This is a genomic window from Streptomyces sp. NPDC085944 (assembly GCF_040686295.1).
GTDB classification, from domain to species: domain Bacteria; phylum Actinomycetota; class Actinomycetes; order Streptomycetales; family Streptomycetaceae; genus Streptomyces; species Streptomyces salinarius.
Map to the genome: position 1 here is coordinate 69,732 of NZ_JBFBJX010000003.1, position 21,560 is coordinate 91,291.

A 21,560-nucleotide genomic window follows, 5' to 3' on the forward strand; every position below is an offset into this window, starting at 1 on the left:
TACCGGGACGATAGGGTTACCCTGCCCGGGCCGGGTGGACTCGTACGGGTGGGGAGTGACATGGAACAGATAACAGTGCGCAGCAGGGCAAGGGTCCCTGCGATCACCTGCGGCAGCAGCGCGAGCAGTTCGCGCCTCGACCGTCATCTCGCGGTACTCGGAGGGCCCGCCCTCCCGCCGCGGGAGACCGTGGAGGCGACGTCGCTGATGCGTGAGCTGACCGCGCGTGAGCCCGCGCACAAGTCCAGCAACAGGGGCGCCCGGGTGCGCCGCGTCTCGCTGTTCGCGCCGCTGCGCCGACTGCGCCGTTCGCTGTTCGGCGGCAACTGAGGCCCGCGCGCCGGTGGTCACACCTCCCGGCGCGGCGCCGCGGCACTCGTCCGTCATCCCCACGGCACGCAGCGGCGCCCCGGTGTGCTCCCCGAGCGCGGACCGTCCCCGACGGACCCGACACCCTGCGTCCGTCCCGCAGGCGTTCTCACCCTCCCGTGCCGCGTCCGCGTCCCGCCGTCTCCCCACCGGCGGTGACGCTCCCCGGCTCGTTCAGCGGCCCCCGTGCGCGTACCGGCGCACGGCGAGCGGGACGAACACCGCGAGCAGTACCGCACACCAGGCCAGCGACCCGGCCACGGGATGCGACACCGGCCAGGCGGCCCCCTCCGGCACGGGCGCGTTGCCGAAGAGGTCCCGCAGCGCCGTGGTCACCGCGCTGATCGGGTTCCACTCCGCGACCGTGCGCAGCCAGCCCGGCAGCCCGTCCGTCGGGATGTAGGCGTTGGACAGCAGCGGAAGGAGGAAGGTCGCGCCGCCCAGTTGACCGGCGGCCTCCTCGTTGCGGGTGAGCAGCCCCAGGAAGATCCCGATCCACGTCGTCGCGAACCGGAACAGCAGCAGCAGCCCCACCGCGCCCACCGCGCCGAGCGCACCGCCCTCCGCCCGCCAGCCCACCGCGAGCCCGACGAGCAGCAGCGGCACCGTCCCGGCGGCCGTGACCAGCACGTCGGCGACCGACTGCCCGAGCGGCACGGCGGCCCGGCTCACCGGCAGCGTGCGCAGCCGGTCCGTCACGCCCCGGTGGGTGTCCTGGGCGGCCTGGAACATCCCGGTCATGATGCCGTTGGCGGCCGTGGCGACCAGCAGGCCCGGCACCAGGAACGCCCGGTACTCCTCGCCCGGCATCGCCAGCGCGCTGCCGAAGACGTAGCCGAAGAAGAGCAGCATCGTGATCGGCATCGTCTGGGTGAGGATCAGCAGCCCCGGGTTGTTCCGGGCCCGCCGCAACTGACGGCCCAGCATGGCCGCCCCGTCGTGAGCCAGACCGTACGCCGAGCCGTGATCCGATCCGTGAGCCGGGTCGTACGGCCTCGTCGTCACCGTGCTCATGCCACCAGCTCCTTGCCGTCGTCGTTGCCGTTGCCGCTGCCGCTGCCGCTGCCGCCGCCGTCGGTCAGGCGGAGGAAGACGTCGTCGAGGGTCGGCGGCCGCAGGCTCGCGTCCACCAGGGGCACGCCCGCCGCGTCGAGTTCGCGCACCAGGCGGGGCAGGGTCAGCGTCGGATCGGCGCTGACGGCGCCGGCGGTGCGCCGCTCGTGGTCCAGCACCGGCTCGGCACCGGTCAGCCGGTCCAGGACCGCCGCCGCCCCCGCCAGCGCGTCCGCGTCCGCGACGACGGCCTCCGCGTACGCCCCCACCAGCGCCTTGAGTTCGGCAGGCGACCCCGTGTGCGCGACCCGGCCCCGGACCACCAGCACGATGTCGTCGGCCAGTCGGTCGGCCTCGTCCAGGTACTGCGTGGTCAGCAGCACGGTGGTGCCGTCCGCCTTCAGGGCGCGCACGGCGTCCCAGATCCGGTTGCGGCTGGCCGGGTCGAGACCGGTCGTCGGCTCGTCCAGGAACAGCACGTCGGGCCGGCGCACCAGGCTCGCGGCCAGGTCGAGGCGGCGCCGCATGCCGCCGGACAGGGTGGCGGCGGGCCGGTCGGCGGCCTCGGCCAGGCCGAAGCGGTCGAGCAGCTCGTCGGCGCGCGCCGACGCGTCCCGCACCCTGTGCAGCCGGGCGAACAGCCGCAGGTTCTGGCGTCCGGTGAGGTCGCCGTCCACCGACGCGTACTGCCCGGTCACCCCGATCCGGCGCCGCACTGCTGACGCCTCGCGCACCAGGTCGTGACCGGCGACCCGGGCCGACCCCGCGTCCGGCCGCAGCAGGGTCGTCAGCAGCCGCACCGCCGTGGTCTTTCCCGCCCCGTTCGGCCCGAGCAGCCCGCAGACGGTGCCCTCGGCCACCGCGAGATCCAGGCCCCGCAGTGCGTGCACGGTGCCGAAGCGCTTCTCCAGACCCTCACTAAGTACAGCGTACGTAGTTGTCATGCGTCGACCATAGCGCACTACGTACGCTGTACGTAACTAGGATGGTGGCCGAGGTGATGCACGATGGCGGGCCGAGCGGCCGTACCCGAGGTGATCTGGTCGCGCCCCGAGCGCACCGGCCGGGGGCCCAGACCGGCGTACTCCCGCGCCGACATCGCCGCCGCCGCGGTGAGGATCGCCGACGCCGAGGGCCTGGACGCGGTCACGATGCGCCGCGTCGCCGGTGAGCTGGGCTGCGGCACCATGTCGCTGTACAACTACGTCCCCCGCAAGGAGGACCTGTACGAGCTGATGATGGACGCGGTCAGCGGCGAGCACGAGCTGTGGGAGCCCAGCGGCGACTGGCGCGCGGACATGATCCGGGTGGCCCACCAGACCCGTGACCTGATGCACCGCCACACCTGGCTGCCCCGGCTGATGTCACCCGTCTACGGCTTCAGCCCCAACGCCCTGCGCTACCTGGAGCACTGTCTGGCCTGCCTCGACCCCTTCGAGGGGTCCTACGGCACCAAGATGGAGCTGGTCGCGATGGTGAACGGCGTGGTGACGACGTACGTCGGCAACGAGATCGCCACCGCCGAGCGCACCCGCTCGCTGCCCTGGTCCGAGGAGCAGGAGAACGCGGCGCGCATCGCCTACCTCGGCCGGCAGGTCGCGAGCGGCGCCTATCCGCGCCTGGCGGCGTCCTTCGCGGAGGACGCGGGGCCGATCGACCTGGAGGGCGTCTTCGAGCGGGCGCTGACGCGGGTGCTGGACGGGTTCGCCTGAGCCGGGGCCCCGGCTCCGCCGGGGGTCACAGCAGTGCAAGCTGCCCCTCCGGCCCCTCCTCCCGTTCGTCCAGGACCGAGGCCGGCCGACGGGCCGCCGCCGGCGCCGGCAGTACGCCCGCCTCGCGCAGCTCGGTGGCGGTGATCCCGTCCGTGACCGTCAACTCCCGGCACTCGTCCCGCACTTCGGCCAGCAGTGCGAGCACGGTGATCAGCTCCAGCAGCTCGGACGTCCAGGCCTGCGGCCAGCCGGCCGGACGGATCGCGGTCAGCGTGCCCGGCTCGCCCTCCGCCGTGCGGGCCGCGAACCACTGCTCGAGCACCCCTGCCCCGCCCACCTCGAAGTCCCAGGCGCCGGGCGGCACGGGGGAGATGCGGCCCTCGTCCAGGAAGAGGGCCTCCTCGTCCCGGCCGTAGCGCAGAGTCAGGGGGCGCGGCGGCAGCGGGGCGCGGACGTACGGGCGGCGGCCTCCGGGCAGCTTGGGGCGCTCTCCGTCGCGGCGCATCAGCCACAGGGCGCGCCGCCCCAGCTCGACGCCGTGCTCCCACAGCTCCGGGTCCGTGGTGAGCGGGACCGCCGAACCGGGCCGCACGGCCGCCACCGACCAGGCGAGCACGTCCAGCGGGCCGGGGCGCGGGCCGAGGCGGGCGGACAGGTGGTCCAGGAGGCCCGGTGCGAGGTTGGGCTCCGCGCCGCCGGGGCGGCGGTACAGCGGCCGGATCCGGGCGGGTCCGAACAGCGGCGGCAGCGAGGTCGCGAGGAGCAGCGGCGGTCCGGCGGCGTCGGGGATCTCCACGGCGAACACCTGCCGCTCGTCCGCCACGCGCCACAACTCCGGACGGGCCGCGTCGATCAGCCGGTGGTCGGGAATCAGCCACTGCTCGTCGAACGGAGCCCGCAGCACCCGGACCGGCTCGGGACAGGGCCCCGAGGCGCGCGCCAGCCGCTCGGTGCCGCCGGCGCCGCCCGGCAGCCGCCCCACCGCCGAGTACGGCGTGCGCGAGCGGGTCGGCTCGAAGAGGACCGCGCGGTCGGGCCCCGCGGCCTTCAGCAGGGCGTCCCAACGGGCCTTCAGGGAACCCGGGTCGGGAGCCGCCGGCCACCCCCGGCCGAGCCGCGGCGGTGCGACGGACCACGGCATGAGGTCCGCCAGCGGCGGAGCGTCGTCGTGCGTCACGCCCGGCATCGTACGACGAGGCACCGCGGCCTCACGTGGCGTCCAGGGTGACCGTGAAGGAGAAGCGGTCGCCCCGGTAGTGGATGACCGCCACGTCGAGGACCCGGCCGTCGGTGTCGTAGGTGATGCCCGTGTAGTGCAGGATCGGGCTGAGCAGCGGGACCTGGAGCAGCCGCGCCGTCTCCGGGTCCGCGAGCCGGGCCTGAACGGTGTCCGTGATCCGGCTGATGTCCGTGCCCACCACGTCCCGCAGCACCTTGGTCATCGGCCACCGGGCGAGGTCGTCCAGGTCGATGCGTCCGGCCAGTTCGGGACGGACGTAGTTGCGGGCGTGGTTGGTCGGCTCGCCCGTCTTCTCGTCGCAGCGCAGCCGGTGGTACGTCGCCACCTCCGGCAGTTCCGGGAAGAACTCGGCGAGTTCCGGGGGCACGGGGGCGGTGCCGTGGTCCAGCAGTTCGGCCTTCATGCCGGACTGCTGGGCCACGATCGCGTCCACCGAGCCGAGCAGCCGCACCGGGGCGCCCCGGCGGGCGTGCGGCTCGATGAACGTGCCCCGCCGGCGGTGCCGGGTGATCAGCCCCTCGTCCTCCAGCTCCTTCAGCGCCTGCCGCATGGTCAGCACGCTCACCCCGTAGTGCCCGGCCAGCTGCTCCTCGGTGGGCAGGCGCAGCGGGTCCCGGGGCGAGCGGCCGAGTATCGAGGCGCGCAGCGACTGCGACACCTGGTACCACAGCGGCAGCTTGCGGTTCAGGACGATGGAGTCCGGGGCGAAGGAGGTCACGGGCCATCCGTACCGGTAGGGGAAACCTCAGTGCAAGGGGCGGAAGTGCCGCTGCAGACCCTGCCAGACGTCGTCGTAGCGGGGCTGCAGGTGCTCGGCGCGGGCCGCGTGGGGGGTGAGGGTCACCGGCCACCGGGTCTCGAACATGAACGCCAGGCCGTCGTCGATCCGCTGCGGCTTCAGCTCGGCCGCGCTCGCCCGGTCGAAGGTCTCCCGGTCCGGGCCGTGCGCCGACATCATGTTGTGCAGCGAGCCGCCGCCCGGCACGAAGCCCTCCGCCTTGGCGTCGTAGGCGCCCTCGATCAGGCCCATGTACTCGCTCATCACGTTCCGGTGGAAGTACGGCGGCCGGAAGGTGTCCTCGCCCACCAGCCAGCGCGGCGCGAAGACCACGAAGTCCACGCCGGCCAGGCCCGGGGTGTCCGACGGGGAGGTGAGCACCGTGAAGATCGACGGGTCCGGGTGGTCGTACGAGATGGTGCCGATGACGTTGAAACGGCGCAGGTCGTAGACGTACGGCACGTGGTTGCCGTGCCAGGCGACGACGTCGAGCGGGGAGTGGTCGTACTCGGCGGTCCAGAGGTTGCCGCAGAACTTGTTGACCACCTCCACCGGGCCGGGCGCGCTCTCGTCGTCCTCGTACGCCGCGACCGGCGCCCGGAAGTCCCGGGCGTTGGCCAGGCCGTTGGCGCCGATCGGGCCGAGGTCGGGGAGCTGGAACGGGGCGCCGTAGTTCTCGCAGACGTACCCGCGGGCGTCCCCGTCCAGCAGCTCCACGCGGAAGCGGACCCCGCGCGGGATCAGCGCGACGTGGCCCGGCTCGGCGTGCAGCAGCCCGAACTCGGTGCGCAGCAGCAGACCGCCGCGCTCCGGGACGATCAGCAGCTCGCCGTCGGCGTCGCTGAACACGCGCTCCATGGACGCCGTCGCGTGGTAGAGGTGCACGGCCATGCCGGTGCGCTGGGCCGCGTCGCCGTTGCCGCCGAGCGTCCACAGCCCCGCGACGAAGTCCGTGGCGGGCCCGGGCACCGGCAGCGGGTTCCACCGCAGCCGGTTCGGGTCCGGCACGGCCTGGTTGAAGGGCGCCGTGCGGATCGTGCCGTTGCCGGAACGGGTGAACGCCGGGTGGGCGGCCGACGGACGGATCCGGTACAGCCACGACCGTCGGTTGTGTGCCCTCGGCTCCGTGAACGCCGTGCCGCTCAGCTGTTCCGCGTACAGGCCCAGCGGCGCCCGCTGCGGCGAGTTCCGGCCCTCGGGCAGTGCGCCCGCCACGGCCTCCGAGCTGTGCTCGTTGCCGAAACCGGACAGATAGGACAGCCCCTCCGCGGTCTTCCGCGCGTCCCCGCTCATCGCTCGCTCCCTCGCAACCCGAATCCTCGCGACCCGGTTCCTGTGACGCATCGATTCCTATGGCACACCGTAGGATTGCGGTTTCCCGTGCGCAAGAGGGCGCAAGAGGACTACCCCGCTCCGCTCCTCCCCGGCCGTCCGCCGCGAGGATGACCGGAACCAGACCCCCGGGGGATCCGGAGTGTCGGACCCGTGTTCTAGTCTCCCGTCATGTCGTGGACGCGGGGAGTGCTCGCCGTGCTCGCGGTCTGTGTCCTGGTGTTGACGGGATCGGCGGGCTGCGACTCAGGTGACGTGGGGGAACCGGAGGCCGGGGATTCGGCCACGCCGGTGGGTAGGCTGCTCGACACCGCCGACGAGGAGGGCCGGCGCTACCGCGAGGTGGACGCCGAGCGCGCCCCCGAGGTCGGGATCGAGGTGCAGCCCGAGGCCGACGACAGCTGGGACGTCCGGCTGACCGTCCGCGACTTCCGGTTCTCGCCGGAGGGCACGGAGGCGAAGGCGGTGGCCGGCCGCGGCGTCGCCCGCCTCTTCCTCGACGGCGACCACCTCACGCGCCTGCGCGGCCCGCGCTACCGCCTCGCCGCCGACCTGGTGCCGCGCGGCACGCACCAGCTCACCGTCCGCCTGTACGCCGACGACGACACCGTCTGGGCCGTCGACGGCGAGCCCGTCGAGAGCACGGCGGACATCACGGCCTCGGAGGCGGAGCCGACCGGGGCGACGCAGCCGGAGGACATCGAGGGCCGGACGGTCACCGAACCGGCGACGGACCGGTGAACGCCGACCACGCCCGGCGCGGCTTCCCCGGCCGATGCGGAGGCCGCGGTTCACCCGACCGGTCCCGCAGGGCATCATGAGGACCGTGTCCCACGCGACCCCGCTCCGCCGCGCCCCCGTGCAGCGGCGCAGCGCCGAACGGCTGACCCGGATCCTCGACGCCTGCGCCGACCTCCTCGACGAGGTCGGGTACGACGCCCTCAGCACCCGGGCCGTGGCGCTGCGCGCGGACGTCCCCATCGGCTCGGTCTACCGCTTCTTCGGCAACAAGCGGCAGATGGCCGACGCGCTGGCCCAGCGCAACCTGGAGCGCTACGCGGAGCGCGTGACCGAACGGCTGACGGAGACGGAGGACGGCGGCTGGCGCGGCGCGCTGGACGCCGTGCTCGACGAGTACCTGGCGATGAAGCGGACCGCGCCCGGCTTCTCCCTGATCGACTTCGGCAACCAGATCCCCGTCGGCGACCGCCACGCCGTCCCCAACCACCGCGTCGCCGAGCGGCTCACCGAACTGCTCTCCGGCTACCTGGGCCGCCGCCCCGACGACGACCTGCGCCGCGTCTTCCTGGTCGCCGTGGAGACCGCCGACACCCTCGTCCAGCTCGCCTTCCGGGTCGCACCGGACGGGGACGAGCAGATCATCGAGGAGGCCCGGGAGCTGCTGCGGGCATATCTCGGGCGCGTACTCGACTGACGGGCCGGGGTACCCGGCGACGTCCGCACGCCCGGCCTCTCCCCAACATGCCTACCGGTCGGTATGCTCACCCGGGACGAGCGCCGCCGCCCCCTACGGGAGGACCCGTGTCCCGCACCGCCCTGCGTATCTGCCCCCTGTGCGAGGCCACCTGCGGCCTGGCCCTCACCGTCGACGGCACCACGGTCACCGCGGCCCGCGGAGACCGGGAGGACGTCTTCAGCCGCGGCTTCATCTGCCCCAAGGGCGCCTCCTTCGGGGCCGTCGACTCCGATCCCGACCGGCTGCGCACACCCCTGGTCCGCAGGGACGGGGTCCTGCGCGAGGCCACCTGGGAGGAGGCCTTCGACGCGGTGGCCGCCGGCGTCCGGCCGGTCGTCGAGCGGTACGGGCCGCACTCCGTCGGCGTGGTCCTCGGCAACCCGAACGTCCACACCATGGCCGGCGCCCTCTACCCGAACGTCCTGCTCGGCGCTCTCGGGACCCGCAGCCTCTTCACCGCGTCCACGCTCGACCAGATGCCCAAGCACGTCTCCAGCGGGCTGCTCTTCGGCGACGCGAACGCCATCCCGGTGCCCGACCTCGACCGCACCGACCACCTCCTGCTGATCGGCGCCAACCCGCTGGAGTCCAACGGCAGCCTGTGCACCGCCCCCGACTTCCCCGGCCGGCTCAAGGCGCTCAGGGCCCGCGGCGGCACCCTCACCGTCGTCGACCCGCGCCGCACCCGCACCGCGAAGCTCGCCGACCGGCACGTGGCGATCCGCCCCGGCACGGACGCGCTGCTGCTGGCCGCGATGGCCCACGTGCTGTACGAGGAGGACCTGGTCGACCTCGGCGCACTCGCCCCGCACGTCACGGGCGTCGACGAAGTGCGCCAAGCCGTAAGGGACTTCACCCCCGAGTCCGTCGCCGCCGTCTGCGACGTGGACGCCGGCACGACGCGCGCCCTCGCCCGCGAACTCGCCGCCGCCCCCACCGCCGCCGTGTACGGCCGCATCGGCAGCTGCACCGTCCCGCACGGCACCCTCGCCAGCTGGCTCGTGGACGTCCTGAACATCCTCACCGGGAACCTCGACCGGCCCGGCGGCGCCCTTTTCCCGCAGGCCGCCACCGACCGGACCCCGCGCCCCGCCGGACCCGGCCGCGGCTTCGCGCTCGGCCGCTGGCACTCCCGGGTGAGCGGACATCCCGAGGCCAAGGGCGAACTGCCGCTGTCCGCCCTCGCCGAGGAGATCGACACCGCCACCGGCGCGGGCGAGCCCGTCCGTGCGCTGCTCACCGTCGCCGCCAACCCCGTGCTGTCGGCGCCCGACGGCGACCGGCTCGACAAGGCACTGGGCGCCCTCGACTTCATGGTGAGCGTCGACCCGTACCTCAACGAGACCTCGCGCCACGCCCATGTCGTCCTGCCGCCGCCCCCGCCCGCCCAGAGTCCGCACCACGACTTCGCCTTCAACACCCTCGCCGTGCGCAACCAGGTCCGCTACACCCGCGCCGCGGTCCCCCTGGAGCCCGGCCGGATGGCCGAGACGGAGATCCTCACCCGGCTCACCCTGGCCGTCACCGGCGCGCACGGCACCGATCCCGCCACCGTCGACGCCATGGTGATCGAGCAGACCCTCGCCAAGGCCGTGCGCGAGCCGTACTCGCCCGTGCACGGCCGCGACCCCGGCGACCTCACCGCCCTGCTCACCGGCGAGAACGGCCCCGAGCGGCGCCTCGACCTGATGCTCCGCCTCGGCCCCTACGGCGACGGCTTCGGCGCCCGGCCGGACGGACTGACCCTCGCCCGCCTCCTCGCCCACCCGCACGGCATCGACCTCGGCCCGCTGCGCCCGCGCCTTCCGCAGCCGCTGAAGACCCGCAGCGGCAAGGTGGAGCTGCTGCCGGAGCCGATCGCCGCCGACCTGCCGCGCCTGGCCCGGGCCCGCGCCGAACGCTCCGCCGGGCTCGTCCTCGTCGGCCGCCGCCACCTGCGCTCCAACAACAGCTGGATGCACAACATCCCGGCCCTCACCGGCGGTTCCAACCGCTGCACCCTGCACCTCCACCCCGAGGACGCCGCACGGCTCGGCGTGCGCGACGGGCAGGCCGTCCGCGTGAAGGGCGCGGGGGGAGCGGTGACCGCGCCCGCCGAGGTCACCGACACCGTGCGCCCCGGCGTGGTCAGCCTCCCGCACGGCTGGGGCCACGACCGGCCCGGCACCCGCCAGACCCACGCCGCCGGCGATCCCGGCGTCAACGTCAACCAGCTCCTCGACGGCGGCATGCTCGACCCGCTCTCGGGCAACGCCGTCCTCAACGGCGTACCCGTCGAGCTGACCCCGCTGACCGGTGCACGGCTGTGACCTGGAGTTTTGCGCTTATTGCTCGTATGTCAACGTCTTGTTAACGCTCCAGCACGCCACCTAACGTCGCTCGCACCGCCTGCCCGGTGGGATGTTCAAGGGCGAACGTTAGGTACTCACTCATGCTGACCATCCTCGGCTTCGCCATGATCGCGACCTTTTTGGTCCTGATCATGATGAAGAAGATGTCGCCGATCGCGGCGCTCGTGCTGATTCCCGCGCTGTTCTGCGTGTTCGTCGGCAAGGGCGCCCATCTGGGCGACTACGTCATCGACGGCGTGTCCAGCCTCGCCCCCACCGCGGCGATGCTCATGTTCGCGATCGTCTACTTCGGTGTGATGATCGACGTCGGGCTCTTCGACCCGATCGTCCGGGCCATCCTGAAGTTCTGCAAGGCCGACCCGATGCGCATCGTCGTCGGCACGGCGCTGCTCGCCGCGATCGTCTCGCTGGACGGCGACGGCTCCACCACCTTCATGATCACGGTCTCGGCGATGTATCCGCTGTACAAGCGGCTCAAGATGAGCCTGGTCGTCATGACCGGCGTCGCCGCGATGGCCAACGGCGTGATGAACACGCTGCCCTGGGGCGGCCCCACCGCCCGCGCGGCCACCGCGCTGAAGGTCGACGCCACCGACATCTTCGTCCCGATGATCCCGGCCCTGGCCGTGGGCCTGGTCGCGGTCGTCGTCCTGGCGTACGTGCTGGGTCTGCGTGAGCGCAGGCGGGTGGGCACGCTGTCGCTGGACGAGGCGCCGGTGCGGGAGCAGGAGCAGGAGAGCGAGACGGTGCTGGTCGGTGCGGGTGCGGCCGCCGGGGCATCCGGTGCGCGTGCCGGTGCCGGTGCCGGTGCGGCTCGCGGTGCGGCGGGCGGCTCCGGCGCGGCGGCCGACGGGGACGCCGGGTCCGGCGACGAATCCGACGCCGAGTCCGGTGACGACTTCAAGGGGCTCGACCCGAACCGGCCCACCCTGCGCCCCAAGCTGTACTGGTTCAACGCGCTGCTCACGGTCGCGCTGCTCACCGCCATGATCATGGAGCTGCTGCCGATCCCGGTGCTCTTCCTGATCGGTGCCGCGCTCGTGCTCACGGTCAACTTCCCGCACATCCCCGACCAGAAGGCCCGCGTCGCGGCCCACGCCGACAACGTCCTCAACGTCTCCGGCATGGTCTTCGCCGCCGCCGTCTTCACCGGCGTCCTCACCGGCACCGGCATGGTCGACCACATGGCCAACTGGCTCGTGGACACCATCCCCGACGGGATGGGCCCGCAGATGGGCCTGGTCACCGGCCTGCTGAGCCTGCCGCTCACCTACTTCATGTCGAACGACGGTTTCTACTTCGGCGTCCTGCCGGTGCTCGCCGAGGCCGGCCAGGCGCACGGCGTGTCGTCGCTGGAGATCGCCCGCGCCTCGATCGTCGGCCAGCCGCTGCACATGTCCAGCCCGCTCGTACCGGCCGTCTACGTCCTGGTCGGCATGGCCAAGGTCGAGTTCGGCGACCACACCCGTTTCGTGGTCAAGTGGGCCGTCCTGACGAGCCTGGTGATTCTCGCGGCGGGCATTCTGTTCGGCATCATCTGACCGTCGGACCATCAGGAAGGGACACGATCATGGCGCCCGGTGGGAACCGCGGCTGGCTGCTCCGCCTCGTCATCGCCTTCGGCTTCGCGCAGGGGGCGGTGTCGATGGCCCGGCCCGCCGTCTCCTACCGGGCGCTCGCGCTGGGCGCCGACGAACGGGCCGTCGGCGTCATCGCCGGTGTGTACGCGCTGCTGCCGCTGTTCGCCGCCGTTCCGCTGGGCCGGCGCACCGACCACGGCCGCTGCGCGCCGCTGCTGCCCGTGGGGGTGGTGCTCATCGCCGGGGGCTGCGCACTGAGCGGCGTCGCCGGGTCGCTGTGGGCGATGGCCCTGTGGAGCGGCGTCATGGGCCTCGGGCACCTCTGCTTCGTCATCGGCGCCCAGTCCCTCGTCGCCCGCCAGTCCGCGCCGCACGAACAGGACCGCAACTTCGGCCACTTCACCATCGGCGCCTCGCTCGGCCAGCTGATCGGCCCGATCGCCGCGGGCGCGCTGATCGGCGGCCCCGACATGGCCGGCAGCAGCGCGCTCGCCCTGGTGGTGGCGGGCGCGGTCGCCGCGGTCGCCGTCACGTCCCTGTGGCGCATAGAGCACCCGACGGCGGGCGCCTCGAGCAAGGTGCCGGGCCCGCGCGTTCCCGTGGGGAGCATCCTGCGGGCCCGCGGTGTGCCCGCGGGCATCCTGATCAGCCTCTCCGTGCTGTCCGCGACCGACATCCTCACCGCCTACCTGCCGGTGGTCGGCGAGCACCGGGGGATCTCCCCGGCCGTGATCGGTGCACTGCTCAGCCTGCGGGCCGCCGCCACGATCGCTTGCCGGCTCGTGCTGACGCCCCTGCTGCGGCTCCTCGGCCGCACGGTGCTGCTCACGACGACGTGCCTGCTGGCCGCCCTGCTGTGCGCCGGGGTCGCGCTGCCGGTGCCGATGTGGGCACTCGCGCCGATGCTGGTCGGCCTCGGCTTCTGCCTGGGCGTCGGCCAGCCGCTGTCGATGACGACGGTCGTGCAGGCGGCCCCCGACGAGGCGCGCTCCACGGCTCTCGCGCTGCGGCTGACCGGCAACCGCCTCGGCCAGGTCGCCGCCCCCGCCGCCGCGGGTCTGATCGCCGGCGTCGCGGGCGTGGCCGCGCCGTTCGTGATGCTGGGCGCCCTCCTCCTGCTCTCCTCGGGCGTCGCCCCGCGGACCCCTTCGGCGGACGTGGCCGGCCAACGTTCCCCGGCGGCCGGGCATGATGTCCCGGACCGGGTCGCCGACGGCCGCCCGTGCCGGCCAGCCAAGGGACGAACGTGATCCTGATCATTCTCTCCGTCCTCCTGCTCCTCGTCGCCGGCGGCTGCGCCTGCGTCGTGTGGGCGGCCCGCGGCGCATCGTGGACGCGCACGGTGGCGACGGCGACCCTGGCGGCCGGTGAACCGGTGCGCGCGTCCGGCCGGTCCGGCGGCAACTGCGGCCGGGACGCCGACTCGGACGGCTGATCCGGAGGCCGAACCGGCAGCCGACTCGTCTTGATCACCCAGTGAGACGCCCCGAGCCCTGAATCCGGCCGTCCGCTTTCTCACCAGATGGACGTTCGTGCCGAGTTGCGGTCCGGTGTCTTCCCCCGGCCGGGCACGGTCCGTTAACTTCCGTGACTCACACGCCCCGTACGACCCGCACGAGGGCGTCCGACCGCGGAGCACCAGCGCTCAGTGAGCCCCGGGGGCACCTCCATGACACGCGCCATCTCCCTGCACGACGTGAGCAAGACCTACGCGCGAGGCGTCCGCGTGGTGGACCGGCTGTCGCTGGACATCGCGCCGGGCGAGTTCCTCGTCCTGCTCGGACCCTCCGGCTGCGGCAAGTCGACCGTGCTGCGCATGATCGCCGGGCTCGAGGAGATCACCGAGGGGCGGCTGACGCTGGACGGCGAGTACGCCAACGACCTGCTCCCGGCCGAACGGCGCATGGCGATGGTCTTCCAGAACTTCGCCCTGTACCCCAACATGACCACCCGCGGGAACATCGGCTTCCCGCTGCGCGTCGAGGACCCGCAGACCGACCACACCCCGCGCGTGGACGCCACCGCCCGGATGCTGGGCATCGAGGACCTGCTCGACCGCTTCCCCGCCCAGCTCTCCGGCGGCGAACGCCAGCGGGTCGCCATGGGCCGGGCCATCTCCCGCCACCCCACCGCCTTCCTGATGGACGAGCCGCTGTCCAACCTCGACGCCAAGCTCCGCAACCACCTGCGCGCCGAGATCACCCGGCTGACCCGGGAGTTGGGCGTCACCACCGTCTACGTCACCCACGACCAGTCCGAGGCCATGTCGCTGGGCGACCGGGTCGCCGTCCTGCGCGGCGGCGTCCTCCAGCAGGTGGACACCCCGCGCGCGGTCTACGCCCTGCCCCGCAACGTCTTCGTCGCCGCCTTCATCGGCACCCCGCGCATCAACCTGCTGCGCGGCCTCGTGCGCGCCCCGCTGGACGGGGCGATGACCATCAGCCTGGGCAAGCAGTTCCTGCGCCTGCCCGAACCGCTCTCCCTGGACCACCAGTTGCTCCGCGTCCAGCAGGGCCGCGAGGTCATCGTGGGCCTGCGCTCGGAGGCCGTACGGATCGCGAAGCCCTCCGCCGCCCGCCCCGGCGAGGTGCTGCTCACCGGTCTCGTGGAGCACGTCGAGTTCCAGGGCCACGAGGTCCTGGTGCACTTCAACACCGGTTCGCAGCCGGCCGTCGTGCCCGACCTGGAGGCCCCGCGCCTCGCGACCCGCCCGGCCGGGCGCCGTCGCCGCGACGGCACGGTCCTGGACCGGCTGCGGGAACGGGCGGGCGCCCTGCGCGCCGGTCCGGTGGTCGTCATGGACGAACCCGAGGAGCCCGAACCCGCGGTCGCCGCCCCCGACGGCCGCCTGCCCGGCGACCTGATCGTCCGGACCACCCCCGACATCGACCTGCGCCACGGCATGCAGGTGCCCCTCCTCGTCGACCTCGCCCACCTGTTCGTCTTCGACCAGCACGGCGACCGGATCTGCCCGGCCCCGGCACGACTGCCCGACCTGGAGGAGTGATCCCGGACGTATGTCGCACTCCGGGAGGGTGAGCCGCGCCACCATCGTGGGAGCCCCTGGTGCCGTAAAACTATCGGCGCTAGTTTGGGGCTGACGACGAGGCCCGCCCGGAAGGAACGCGATGAAGGCACACGACGGCATGTACATCGACGGAGCCTGGCGCCCCGCCGTCGGCCGGGACACGATCGACGTCGTGAACCCGACCGACGAGCAGGTGATCGGCCGCGTCCCCGCGGGCAACGCCCTGGACGTCGACACCGCCGTCCGGGCCGCCCGCGCCGCCCTGCCCGGCTGGGCCGCCACCCCGCCCGCCGAACGCGCCGCACGCCTGGCCGCCCTGCGGGACGTGCTGGTGGAGCGCAAGGACGACATCGCCGAGACGGTCACCGCCGAACTGGGCTCCCCGCCGAAGCTCTCGCAGGCCGTGCACGCCGCCGTCCCGATCGCGGTCGCCGGTTCCTACGCCGAGCTGGCGGCGACGTACGCCTTCGAGGAGAAGGTCGGCACGTCCGTCGTCCACCACGAGCCGGTCGGCGTGGTCGGCGCCATCACCCCCTGGAACTACCCGCTCCACCAGATCGTCGCGAAGGTCGCCCCGGCTTTGGCGGCCGGCTGCACGATCGTGGTCAAGCCCGCCGAGGACACCCCGCTCATCGCCCAGCTCTTCGCCGAGGCGGTGCACGAGGCGGGCGTCCCGGCCGGTGTCTTCAACCTGGTCACCGGCCTCGGCCCGGTCGCGGGGCAGGCGCTCGCCGAACACCCCGGCGTGGACCTGGTCTCCTTCACCGGCTCCACCGCCGTCGGCCGCCGCATCGGCGCCACCGCGGGCGCCGCCGTCAAGCGGGTCGCCCTCGAACTGGGCGGCAAGTCCGCCAACGTCATCCTCCCGAGCGCCGACCTCGCCAAGGCGGTCAACGTCGGCGTCGCCAACGTCATGTCCAACTCCGGCCAGACGTGCAGCGCCTGGACCCGCATGCTCGTCCACCGCGACCAGTACGACGAGGCGGTGTCGCTCGCCGCCGAGGCCGCCGCGAAGTACGGCGACCGGATCGGTCCCGTCGTCAACGCCAAGCAGCGGGAGCGGGTGCGCGGTTACATCGAGAAGGGCGTCGCCGAGGGTGCGCGTCTGGTCGCGGGCGGCCCCGAAGCCCCGCGCGAGCAGGGATACTTCGTCAGCCCGACGGTCTTCGCCGACGTGACCGACGACATGACCATCGCCCAGGAGGAGATCTTCGGGCCCGTGCTGTCCATCCTCCGCTACGAGGACGAGGACGACGCCCTGCGCATCGCCAACGGCACGGTCTACGGCCTCGCCGGCGCCGTCTGGGCCGGGGAGGAGGCCGAGGCGGTCGCCTTCGCCCGCCGGATGGACACCGGGCAGGTCGACATCAACGGCGGCCGGTTCAACCCGGTGGCGCCCTTCGGCGGCTACAAGCAGTCGGGCGTGGGGCGGGAACTGGGCACCCACGGGCTCGCCGAGTACCTCCAGACCAAGTCCCTCCAGTTCTAGGGGGTGTCGTTTGGACCAGGTCGGCTCCAGGCAAGGGTGCTTGTGGGCGACCCCGGCAAGATCCAAACGACGCCCCCCAGCCCGCCTTCAGCCCGCTTCCAGCCCGTAGGGGAGTCTTCACCTCATGGCCGTCCGTACCGCAGTCCGTGCCGCCGTCGTCCCCGCCGTAGGCGCCCCCCTGGAGGTCACCGGGATCGAGCTGCCCGAGCCCGGCCCGGGGCAGGTCCGGGTGAAGCTCGCCGCCGCCGGGGTCTGCCACTCCGACCTGTCCCTGTCCAACGGCACCATGCGCGTGCCGCTGCCCGCCGTCCTCGGCCACGAGGGCGCCGGCACCGTCGTCGCCGTGGGCGAGGGCGTCGTCCATGTGGCCCCCGGCGACGACGTGGTCCTCAACTGGGCCCCGTCCTGCGGCACCTGCCACGCCTGCTCGCTCGGCGAGGTGTGGCTGTGCGCCAACGCCCTGGCCGGCGCAGCGAACGTGCACGCCCACCGAGCCGACGACGGCACCGATCTGCACCCCGGCCTGAACGTCGCCGCGTTCGCCGAGGAGACGGTCGTGTCCGCGTCCTGCCTCCTGCCCGCCCCCGAGGGCATCCCCCTCACCGAGGCCGCACTGCTCGGCTGCGCCGTCCTGACCGGCTACGGCGCCGTCCACCACTCGGCGAAGGTCCGCGAGGGCGAGACGGTCGCGGTCTACGGCGTCGGGGGAGTGGGCCTCGCCACCCTCCAGGCGGCGCGGATCGCGGGCGCGTCGAAGATCGTCGCCGTCGACGTGTCCCCCGAGAAGGAGGAGCTGGCCCGCGCCGCCGGCGCCACCGACTACCTCCTCGCCTCCGACACCACCGCCCGGGAGGTCCGCGCCCTCACCGGCAAGCAGGGCGTCGACGTCGCCGTGGAGTGCGTGGGCCGCGCGACCACCATCCGCACCGCCTGGGAGTCCACCCGGCGCGGCGGTCGCACCACGGTCGTCGGCATCGGCGGCAAGGACCAGCAGGTCACCTTCAACGCCCTGGAGATCTTCCACTGGGGCCGCACCCTCTCCGGCTGCGTCTACGGCAACGCCGACCCCGCCCGTGACCTCCCGGTCCTCGCCGAACACGCCCGCGCCGGCCGCCTGGACCTCGGCGCCCTGGTCACCGAACGCATCGCCCTCGACGGCATCCCGGCTGCCTTCGAGAACATGCTGGCGGGCAAGGGCGGGCGGGCGCTGGTGGTCTTCTAGCTGTTCTGTCCCGGGAGGTTGTGGACGGGTGAGCCAGGTCTCGACTGAGGGATCTTGAACAGGTGAGGGCCTTCTGGGTTCGGTATGGATTGCGACATCTACCGCCGACCGCCAGGAGGCCTTCCCCGACTGGCCGGACTGGTACAACCACCACCGACCCCACTCCGGCATCGGTGGCTACCCACCAGCCGGCCGCGTCACCCACCCGTCCGGTCGGCACACCTAGAGCCGCCCCGCGTCCTCGCGACGCGGTTCCGTCGCGGGCTCGGGGTGTTCCGAGGACGAGGCCGGGCGCCTGCGCGAGCGGGACACCGCCACGCCCGCCAGGCACAGCGCGCCGCCCGCCAGCGTGAGCAGGCCCGGCACCTCGCCCAGCGCCAGCCACGACATCAGCACGACCAGGGCGGGCACGGCGTACGTGGTCGCGCCCATGCGGCCGGCGGTCGTACGGGCCAGCGCGTACGCCCACGTGGTGAACGCCAGCGCCGTCGGGAACACGCCCAGGTAGACCATGTTGAGCGTCGCGGAGACGGGCGCGTCGGCCGCCTCCGCCACCAGCCGGCCCGTGAACGGCAGGCAGAGGACCGCCCCGACCAGGCAGCCGAACGTCGTCACCTGAAGGGCGCTCGCGTGGGCCAGCGCGGGCTTCTGCGCGACCACTCCGCCCGCGTACGCCACCGCGGCCAGCAGGCACAGCACCACCCCGAGCAGCGAGGAGCCTCCCTCGCCCGACATGGACAGGCCCACGGTCACCGCACCGGCGAACGACACCGCCATCCCCGCCAGCAGCCGCGGCGGCAGCGCGTCGCCCAGCAGCCGCGCGCCCAGCAGCGCGATGAGGATCGGCCCGACGTTCACGACCAGGGCGGCCGTACCGGCGTCCACCTGCTGCTCGCCCCAGTTCAGGACGACCATGTAGAAGCCGAACCACAGCAGCCCCGATACCGCGATCCCGAGCCAGGCCGCGCGCGGCGGCACGCCCTCCCGGCGCAGCAGACAGATCACGCCGAGCGCCAGGGCGCCCGACAGCAGCCGCCCGAACGCCAGCGCGCCCGGCGAGTACGCCTCGCCAGCGCTGCGGATCGAGACGAACGCCGACGCCCACAGCACGACGGTGACGGTGGCCGCACCGGCCGCGAGCAGTTCCGGACGGCGGGACGTGGTGGTACGCATCATGCTCCCGAGGCTAGGAAGGGAAGGTCGGGACGACCGGCGGATTTCGGACGGGGAGAACGGCACGGCTCAGCGCAGCGACACCGGGTCGATCCGGAGCAGCTCGGACAGCGCGTCCTCGCCCGCCGGAGTCACCTTCACCGCCCGCTCCGAGCCGATCCGCACGCACCAGCCCCTGTCCAGCGCGTGCCGGCACAGCGCCGCGCCCGCGACGCCGGCGAGGTGCGGGCGGCGCTCGGTCCAGTCGAGGCAGGCCCGGGCCAGCGGCCTGCGCCCGGTACGCCGCAGGAGGATCCCAGCGGTGTCGAACCAGGTGAGCCCGGCGTCGGTGAGTGCGAAACCGGTGTCCTGGCGCAGCAGTCCGCGCACGGTGAGCGCGTCGGTGACGGCGATCCCGAGCCGTCCGGCGAGATGGTCGTAGCAGGTGCGGCCCGCGGCCATCGCCGACCCGGCGCTGGAGGCCCGCAGCGTGCGCGGACGTTGTGCCTGGGGCGCCGTCTGCGCGGCCAGGTCCTCCACCAGCTGGGCGACTCGGTGGTCGGCGAGCCGCACGTACCGGTGCCGCCCCTGCCGCTCCTCGGCGAGCAGCCCGCCCGCGACGAGCTTGCCGAGGTGCTCGCTCAGCGTCGAGGCGGCCACCCCCGCGTACCGGGCGAGTTCACCGGCGGTCCACGCCCGTCCGTCGAGCAGTGCCAGCAGGCAGGCGGCCCTGCTCTCGTCGGCGATCAGCCCGGCCAGTCGCGCCAGTCCGGGTGCGCCCGGGTCCTTCGAGGTCATGCCCCCAGCATGCGACACGGACGGTTGGGCGAAGACCGAAGCATCCGGGCCGAGGAAGCGGGCACCAGACAGGTGGAGGAAATAATGGTTTTTGTCTATTTATTCTTTCCTTGAGGGGTTGAAAGCGTGTGCGAGCGGGAGGCGGCATGGTGGAGGCGGACGTACGGCACCGGAGCAACGTGACGGTGACCGGCGACGCCGACGGGCCGGTGGTGGTGCTGGCCCACGGGTTCGGCTGCGACCAGAGCATGTGGCGCCTGGTGGTGCCCAGGCTGGCCGGGCGCTACAAGGTCGTCCTGTTCGACTACGTCGGTTCGGGCCGGTCCGACCCGTCTGCCTGGGTCCCCGAGCGGTACGCGTCGCTGGACGGCTACGCACAGGACGTGGTCGACGTCCTGCGGGCGCTGGACCTGCGGCGGGTGACGTTCGTCGGGCATTCGGTGAGCGCGATGGCCGGAGTCCTGGCCGCCCGCACGGCACCCGAGCGGATCGGATCCCTGGTCATGGTCAGCCCTCCCCGCGCTACATCGACGACGACGGGTACCGCGGCGGCTTCACACCGGCCGACATCGAGGAACTGCTGGCCTCGCTGGACTCGAACTACCTCGGCTGGTCGTCCGCGATGGCACCGGTGACCATGGGCAACCCCGACCGGCCGGAGCTGGGCCAGGAGCTGACCGACACCTTCTGCGCGACCGACCCGGCGATGGCCCGGGTTTTCGCGCGTACCACGTTCCTGTCGGACAACCGTGGCGACCTGGACGGGTTGAAAGTGCCGACGCTGGTCCTCGAATACGAGGAGGACGCCATCGCTCCCCGGGGGGTCGGCTCGTTCGTGCGGTCGCGCGTCCCCGGCGCCGGTCACCCTGGACGCCACCGGACACTGCCCGCAGCTCAGCGCCCCCGATGCCACCGCCGACGCCGTACTCGACTTCCTGGACCGTGTCCATGGCCCCCGGCCGGACTCCTGACCCCGCGCCCGGCGAGGACCGGAGGAACTGGGTGCCCTCGGCCGCCACCCCCGGCCCGGAGGACAGTGCCGAGGAGCTCTACGACGCCGCGCCCTGCGGCTTCCTTTCCACGGCCATGGACGGCACCGTCGTCAAGGTCAACGCGACGCTGCTGGACTGACTCGGCCGCGAACGGCGCGAGGTGGTGGGCCGGATGCGCTTCGCCGACCTGCTCACCGTCGGCGGGAAGCTCTACTACGAGACCCACTTCGCACCCCTGCTGGGGCTGCGGGGGGCGAGATCGGCGGGATCGCGCTGGAGCTGCGGACGGCGACGGGCGGACGGCTGCCGGTGCTCGTCTCCGCCGCAGTCAAGAGGGACGCCGACGGTAAGCCGGTGCTGATCCGCACCACGGTCTTCGACGCCTCCGACCGACGCGCCTACGAGGAGGAACTGCTGCACCGCAGAAGGGCCGCCGACGAGGCCCGCGACCTGGCCGAGGCGGCGCGCCGGGAGGCGGAGGCGGCACGCTCCCGCTCCGAGGCGGACCGGGCCCGGCTGACCGACGCCCTCGCCGTGCTCCAGCAGGCCCTGCTGCCCGCCGACCTTCCCACCGTCCCGGGCCTGGATGTGGCCTCCTACTACTACACGGCCTCGCCCGACCGGCTCGGCGGCGACTTCTACGACCTGTTCGCCCTCGGCGCGGGGCGCTGGGCCTTCTTCCTCGGCGACGTGAGCGGCAAGGGCCCCAGGGCCGCCGCCGTCACCTCGCTCACCCGCTACACCCTGCGGGCGGCACATCTTCCACGACTCCGACCCGGTCAGCGCCCTGTCCACGCTCAACGCCGTCCTTTACGACCGCTACGGCCTGGAGGCCGACCCGCGCCACTGCACCGCCGTGGTGGGCGTCGTCGAACCGGACGCCGCCCGCGGCCGCACCAGGGTCCGCCTCGCCTCCGGCGGTCACCCGCCGGCGTTCGTGCTGCGGGCCCACGCTGCGGGCGATCAAGGACGACAGCGAGATCCAGC

At 73.3% G+C, this 21,560-nt stretch carries 20 protein-coding genes and 1 pseudogene; 14 read left to right on the forward strand and 7 right to left on the reverse strand.

From position 1 onward, the window contains the following. Window positions 1–60 precede the first annotated feature (60 nt). On the forward strand, window positions 61–330 hold the full coding sequence (locus AB0P07_RS06595) for a hypothetical protein (protein WP_365546050.1): 270 nt from the start codon (window positions 61–63) through the stop codon (window positions 328–330). A gap of 213 nt (window positions 331–543) precedes the next feature. Here AB0P07_RS06595 and AB0P07_RS06600 read toward each other — a convergent pair whose 3' ends face one another. After that, on the reverse strand, window positions 544–1,383 hold the full coding sequence (locus AB0P07_RS06600; protein ID WP_365546051.1) for an ABC transporter permease: 840 nt from the start codon (window positions 1,381–1,383) through the stop codon (window positions 544–546). Then, window positions 1,380–2,366, reverse strand: coding sequence for an ATP-binding cassette domain-containing protein (locus tag AB0P07_RS06605; protein ID WP_365546054.1), 987 nt, complete (start codon window positions 2,364–2,366; stop codon window positions 1,380–1,382). The genes AB0P07_RS06600 and AB0P07_RS06605 overlap by 4 nt, the downstream gene beginning before the upstream one ends. A gap of 63 nt (window positions 2,367–2,429) precedes the next feature. Here AB0P07_RS06605 and AB0P07_RS06610 point away from each other — a divergent pair, with 63 nt between their 5' ends. Continuing rightward, the gene (locus tag AB0P07_RS06610; protein ID WP_365546057.1) at window positions 2,430–3,134 is read left to right on the forward strand and encodes a TetR/AcrR family transcriptional regulator; all 705 of its coding nucleotides are present in this window, start codon (window positions 2,430–2,432) and stop codon (window positions 3,132–3,134) included. A 25-nt stretch (window positions 3,135–3,159) separates the two neighbouring features. Here the strand turns inward: AB0P07_RS06610 and AB0P07_RS06615 are convergent, their stop codons facing one another. The 3 genes from AB0P07_RS06615 to hmgA are packed head-to-tail and all read right to left on the reverse strand — an operon-like array spanning window position 3,160 to window position 6,445. Continuing rightward, entirely contained in the window at window positions 3,160–4,320 is a 1,161-nt protein-coding gene (locus AB0P07_RS06615) for a type ISP restriction/modification enzyme (RefSeq protein WP_365547040.1), read from the reverse strand. Window positions 4,321–4,342: 22 nt separating this feature from the next. After that, window positions 4,343–5,092 (reverse strand): GntR family transcriptional regulator, encoded by a 750-nt coding sequence (locus tag AB0P07_RS06620; RefSeq protein WP_365546059.1) that lies wholly within the window; start codon window positions 5,090–5,092, stop codon window positions 4,343–4,345. 27 nt (window positions 5,093–5,119) lie between these two features. Next, a complete protein-coding gene (gene hmgA, locus AB0P07_RS06625; RefSeq protein WP_365546062.1) occupies window positions 5,120–6,445 on the reverse strand; it encodes a homogentisate 1,2-dioxygenase in 1,326 nt (441 codons plus the stop codon). Between the two features lie 210 nt (window positions 6,446–6,655). Here hmgA and AB0P07_RS06630 point away from each other — a divergent pair, with 210 nt between their 5' ends. The 10 genes from AB0P07_RS06630 to AB0P07_RS06675 all read left to right on the forward strand — a co-directional run bounded on the left by AB0P07_RS06630 (window position 6,656) and on the right by AB0P07_RS06675 (window position 17,857). Then, entirely contained in the window at window positions 6,656–7,225 is a 570-nt protein-coding gene (locus AB0P07_RS06630) for a hypothetical protein (protein WP_365546065.1), read from the forward strand. A 76-nt stretch (window positions 7,226–7,301) separates the two neighbouring features. Continuing rightward, complete coding sequence (locus AB0P07_RS06635) at window positions 7,302–7,919, forward strand: TetR/AcrR family transcriptional regulator (protein WP_365546068.1); 618 nt, start codon at window positions 7,302–7,304, stop codon at window positions 7,917–7,919. A 107-nt stretch (window positions 7,920–8,026) separates the two neighbouring features. Continuing rightward, window positions 8,027–10,270, forward strand: coding sequence for a molybdopterin oxidoreductase family protein (locus tag AB0P07_RS06640; RefSeq protein ID WP_365546071.1), 2,244 nt, complete (start codon window positions 8,027–8,029; stop codon window positions 10,268–10,270). Window positions 10,271–10,392: 122 nt separating this feature from the next. Continuing rightward, entirely contained in the window at window positions 10,393–11,853 is a 1,461-nt protein-coding gene (locus tag AB0P07_RS06645) for a citrate:proton symporter (RefSeq protein ID WP_365546074.1), read from the forward strand. A 29-nt stretch (window positions 11,854–11,882) separates the two neighbouring features. Then, window positions 11,883–13,142, forward strand: a complete 1,260-nt coding sequence (locus AB0P07_RS06650; RefSeq protein ID WP_365546077.1) for an MFS transporter — start codon at window positions 11,883–11,885, stop codon at window positions 13,140–13,142. Then, entirely contained in the window at window positions 13,139–13,327 is a 189-nt protein-coding gene (locus AB0P07_RS06655) for a hypothetical protein (protein WP_365546080.1), read from the forward strand. Before AB0P07_RS06650 ends, AB0P07_RS06655 begins: the two co-directional genes overlap by 4 nt. 234 nt (window positions 13,328–13,561) lie before the next feature. Next, window positions 13,562–14,899: an ABC transporter ATP-binding protein gene (locus tag AB0P07_RS06660; protein WP_365546082.1), complete on the forward strand. Its 1,338-nt coding sequence runs from the start codon at window positions 13,562–13,564 to the stop codon at window positions 14,897–14,899. Window positions 14,900–15,020: 121 nt separating this feature from the next. Next, a complete protein-coding gene (locus tag AB0P07_RS06665; RefSeq protein ID WP_365546085.1) occupies window positions 15,021–16,409 on the forward strand; it encodes an aldehyde dehydrogenase family protein in 1,389 nt (462 codons plus the stop codon). Between the two features lie 124 nt (window positions 16,410–16,533). Next, on the forward strand, window positions 16,534–17,631 hold the full coding sequence (locus AB0P07_RS06670; protein WP_365546088.1) for a Zn-dependent alcohol dehydrogenase: 1,098 nt from the start codon (window positions 16,534–16,536) through the stop codon (window positions 17,629–17,631). Between the two features lie 88 nt (window positions 17,632–17,719). Beyond that, a complete protein-coding gene (locus tag AB0P07_RS06675; RefSeq protein WP_365547043.1) occupies window positions 17,720–17,857 on the forward strand; it encodes an integrase core domain-containing protein in 138 nt (45 codons plus the stop codon). Here AB0P07_RS06675 and AB0P07_RS06680 read toward each other — a convergent pair. Further along, on the reverse strand, window positions 17,854–18,804 hold the full coding sequence (locus AB0P07_RS06680) for a DMT family transporter (protein WP_365547046.1): 951 nt from the start codon (window positions 18,802–18,804) through the stop codon (window positions 17,854–17,856). The genes AB0P07_RS06675 and AB0P07_RS06680 overlap by 4 nt on opposite strands. 69 nt (window positions 18,805–18,873) lie before the next feature. Then, window positions 18,874–19,581: a winged helix-turn-helix domain-containing protein gene (locus tag AB0P07_RS06685; protein ID WP_365546090.1), complete on the reverse strand. Its 708-nt coding sequence runs from the start codon at window positions 19,579–19,581 to the stop codon at window positions 18,874–18,876. A gap of 146 nt (window positions 19,582–19,727) precedes the next feature. Here AB0P07_RS06685 and AB0P07_RS06690 point away from each other — a divergent pair, with 146 nt between their 5' ends. Continuing rightward, the gene (locus tag AB0P07_RS06690; RefSeq protein WP_365546093.1) at window positions 19,728–20,216 is read left to right on the forward strand and encodes an alpha/beta fold hydrolase; all 489 of its coding nucleotides are present in this window, start codon (window positions 19,728–19,730) and stop codon (window positions 20,214–20,216) included. Between the two features lie 367 nt (window positions 20,217–20,583). Beyond that, window positions 20,584–21,522: pseudogene (locus tag AB0P07_RS06695) on the forward strand (SpoIIE family protein phosphatase); the annotation flags it as partial. Window positions 21,523–21,560: the final 38 nt, after the last annotated feature.

Excerpts from the sequence above, each read along its gene's own strand:
- AB0P07_RS06595 (WP_365546050.1), top strand. The coding sequence starts at position 61 with ATGGAACAGATAACAGTGCGCAGCAGGGCAAGGGTCCCTGCGATCACC.
- AB0P07_RS06600 (WP_365546051.1), bottom strand. The coding sequence starts at position 1,383 with ATGAGCACGGTGACGACGAGGCCGTACGACCCGGCTCACGGATCGGAT.
- AB0P07_RS06605 (WP_365546054.1), bottom strand. The coding sequence starts at position 2,366 with ATGACAACTACGTACGCTGTACTTAGTGAGGGTCTGGAGAAGCGCTTC.
- AB0P07_RS06610 (WP_365546057.1), top strand. The coding sequence starts at position 2,430 with ATGGCGGGCCGAGCGGCCGTACCCGAGGTGATCTGGTCGCGCCCCGAG.
- AB0P07_RS06615 (WP_365547040.1), bottom strand. The coding sequence starts at position 4,320 with ATGCCGGGCGTGACGCACGACGACGCTCCGCCGCTGGCGGACCTCATG.
- hmgA (WP_365546062.1), bottom strand. The coding sequence starts at position 6,445 with ATGAGCGGGGACGCGCGGAAGACCGCGGAGGGGCTGTCCTATCTGTCC.
- AB0P07_RS06630 (WP_365546065.1), top strand. The coding sequence starts at position 6,656 with ATGTCGTGGACGCGGGGAGTGCTCGCCGTGCTCGCGGTCTGTGTCCTG.
- AB0P07_RS06635 (WP_365546068.1), top strand. The coding sequence starts at position 7,302 with ATGAGGACCGTGTCCCACGCGACCCCGCTCCGCCGCGCCCCCGTGCAG.
- AB0P07_RS06645 (WP_365546074.1), top strand. The coding sequence starts at position 10,393 with ATGCTGACCATCCTCGGCTTCGCCATGATCGCGACCTTTTTGGTCCTG.
- AB0P07_RS06650 (WP_365546077.1), top strand. The coding sequence starts at position 11,883 with ATGGCGCCCGGTGGGAACCGCGGCTGGCTGCTCCGCCTCGTCATCGCC.
- AB0P07_RS06660 (WP_365546082.1), top strand. The coding sequence starts at position 13,562 with ATGACACGCGCCATCTCCCTGCACGACGTGAGCAAGACCTACGCGCGA.
- AB0P07_RS06665 (WP_365546085.1), top strand. The coding sequence starts at position 15,021 with ATGAAGGCACACGACGGCATGTACATCGACGGAGCCTGGCGCCCCGCC.
- AB0P07_RS06670 (WP_365546088.1), top strand. The coding sequence starts at position 16,534 with ATGGCCGTCCGTACCGCAGTCCGTGCCGCCGTCGTCCCCGCCGTAGGC.
- AB0P07_RS06680 (WP_365547046.1), bottom strand. The coding sequence starts at position 18,804 with ATGCGTACCACCACGTCCCGCCGTCCGGAACTGCTCGCGGCCGGTGCG.
- AB0P07_RS06685 (WP_365546090.1), bottom strand. The coding sequence starts at position 19,581 with ATGACCTCGAAGGACCCGGGCGCACCCGGACTGGCGCGACTGGCCGGG.
- AB0P07_RS06690 (WP_365546093.1), top strand. The coding sequence starts at position 19,728 with ATGGTGGAGGCGGACGTACGGCACCGGAGCAACGTGACGGTGACCGGC.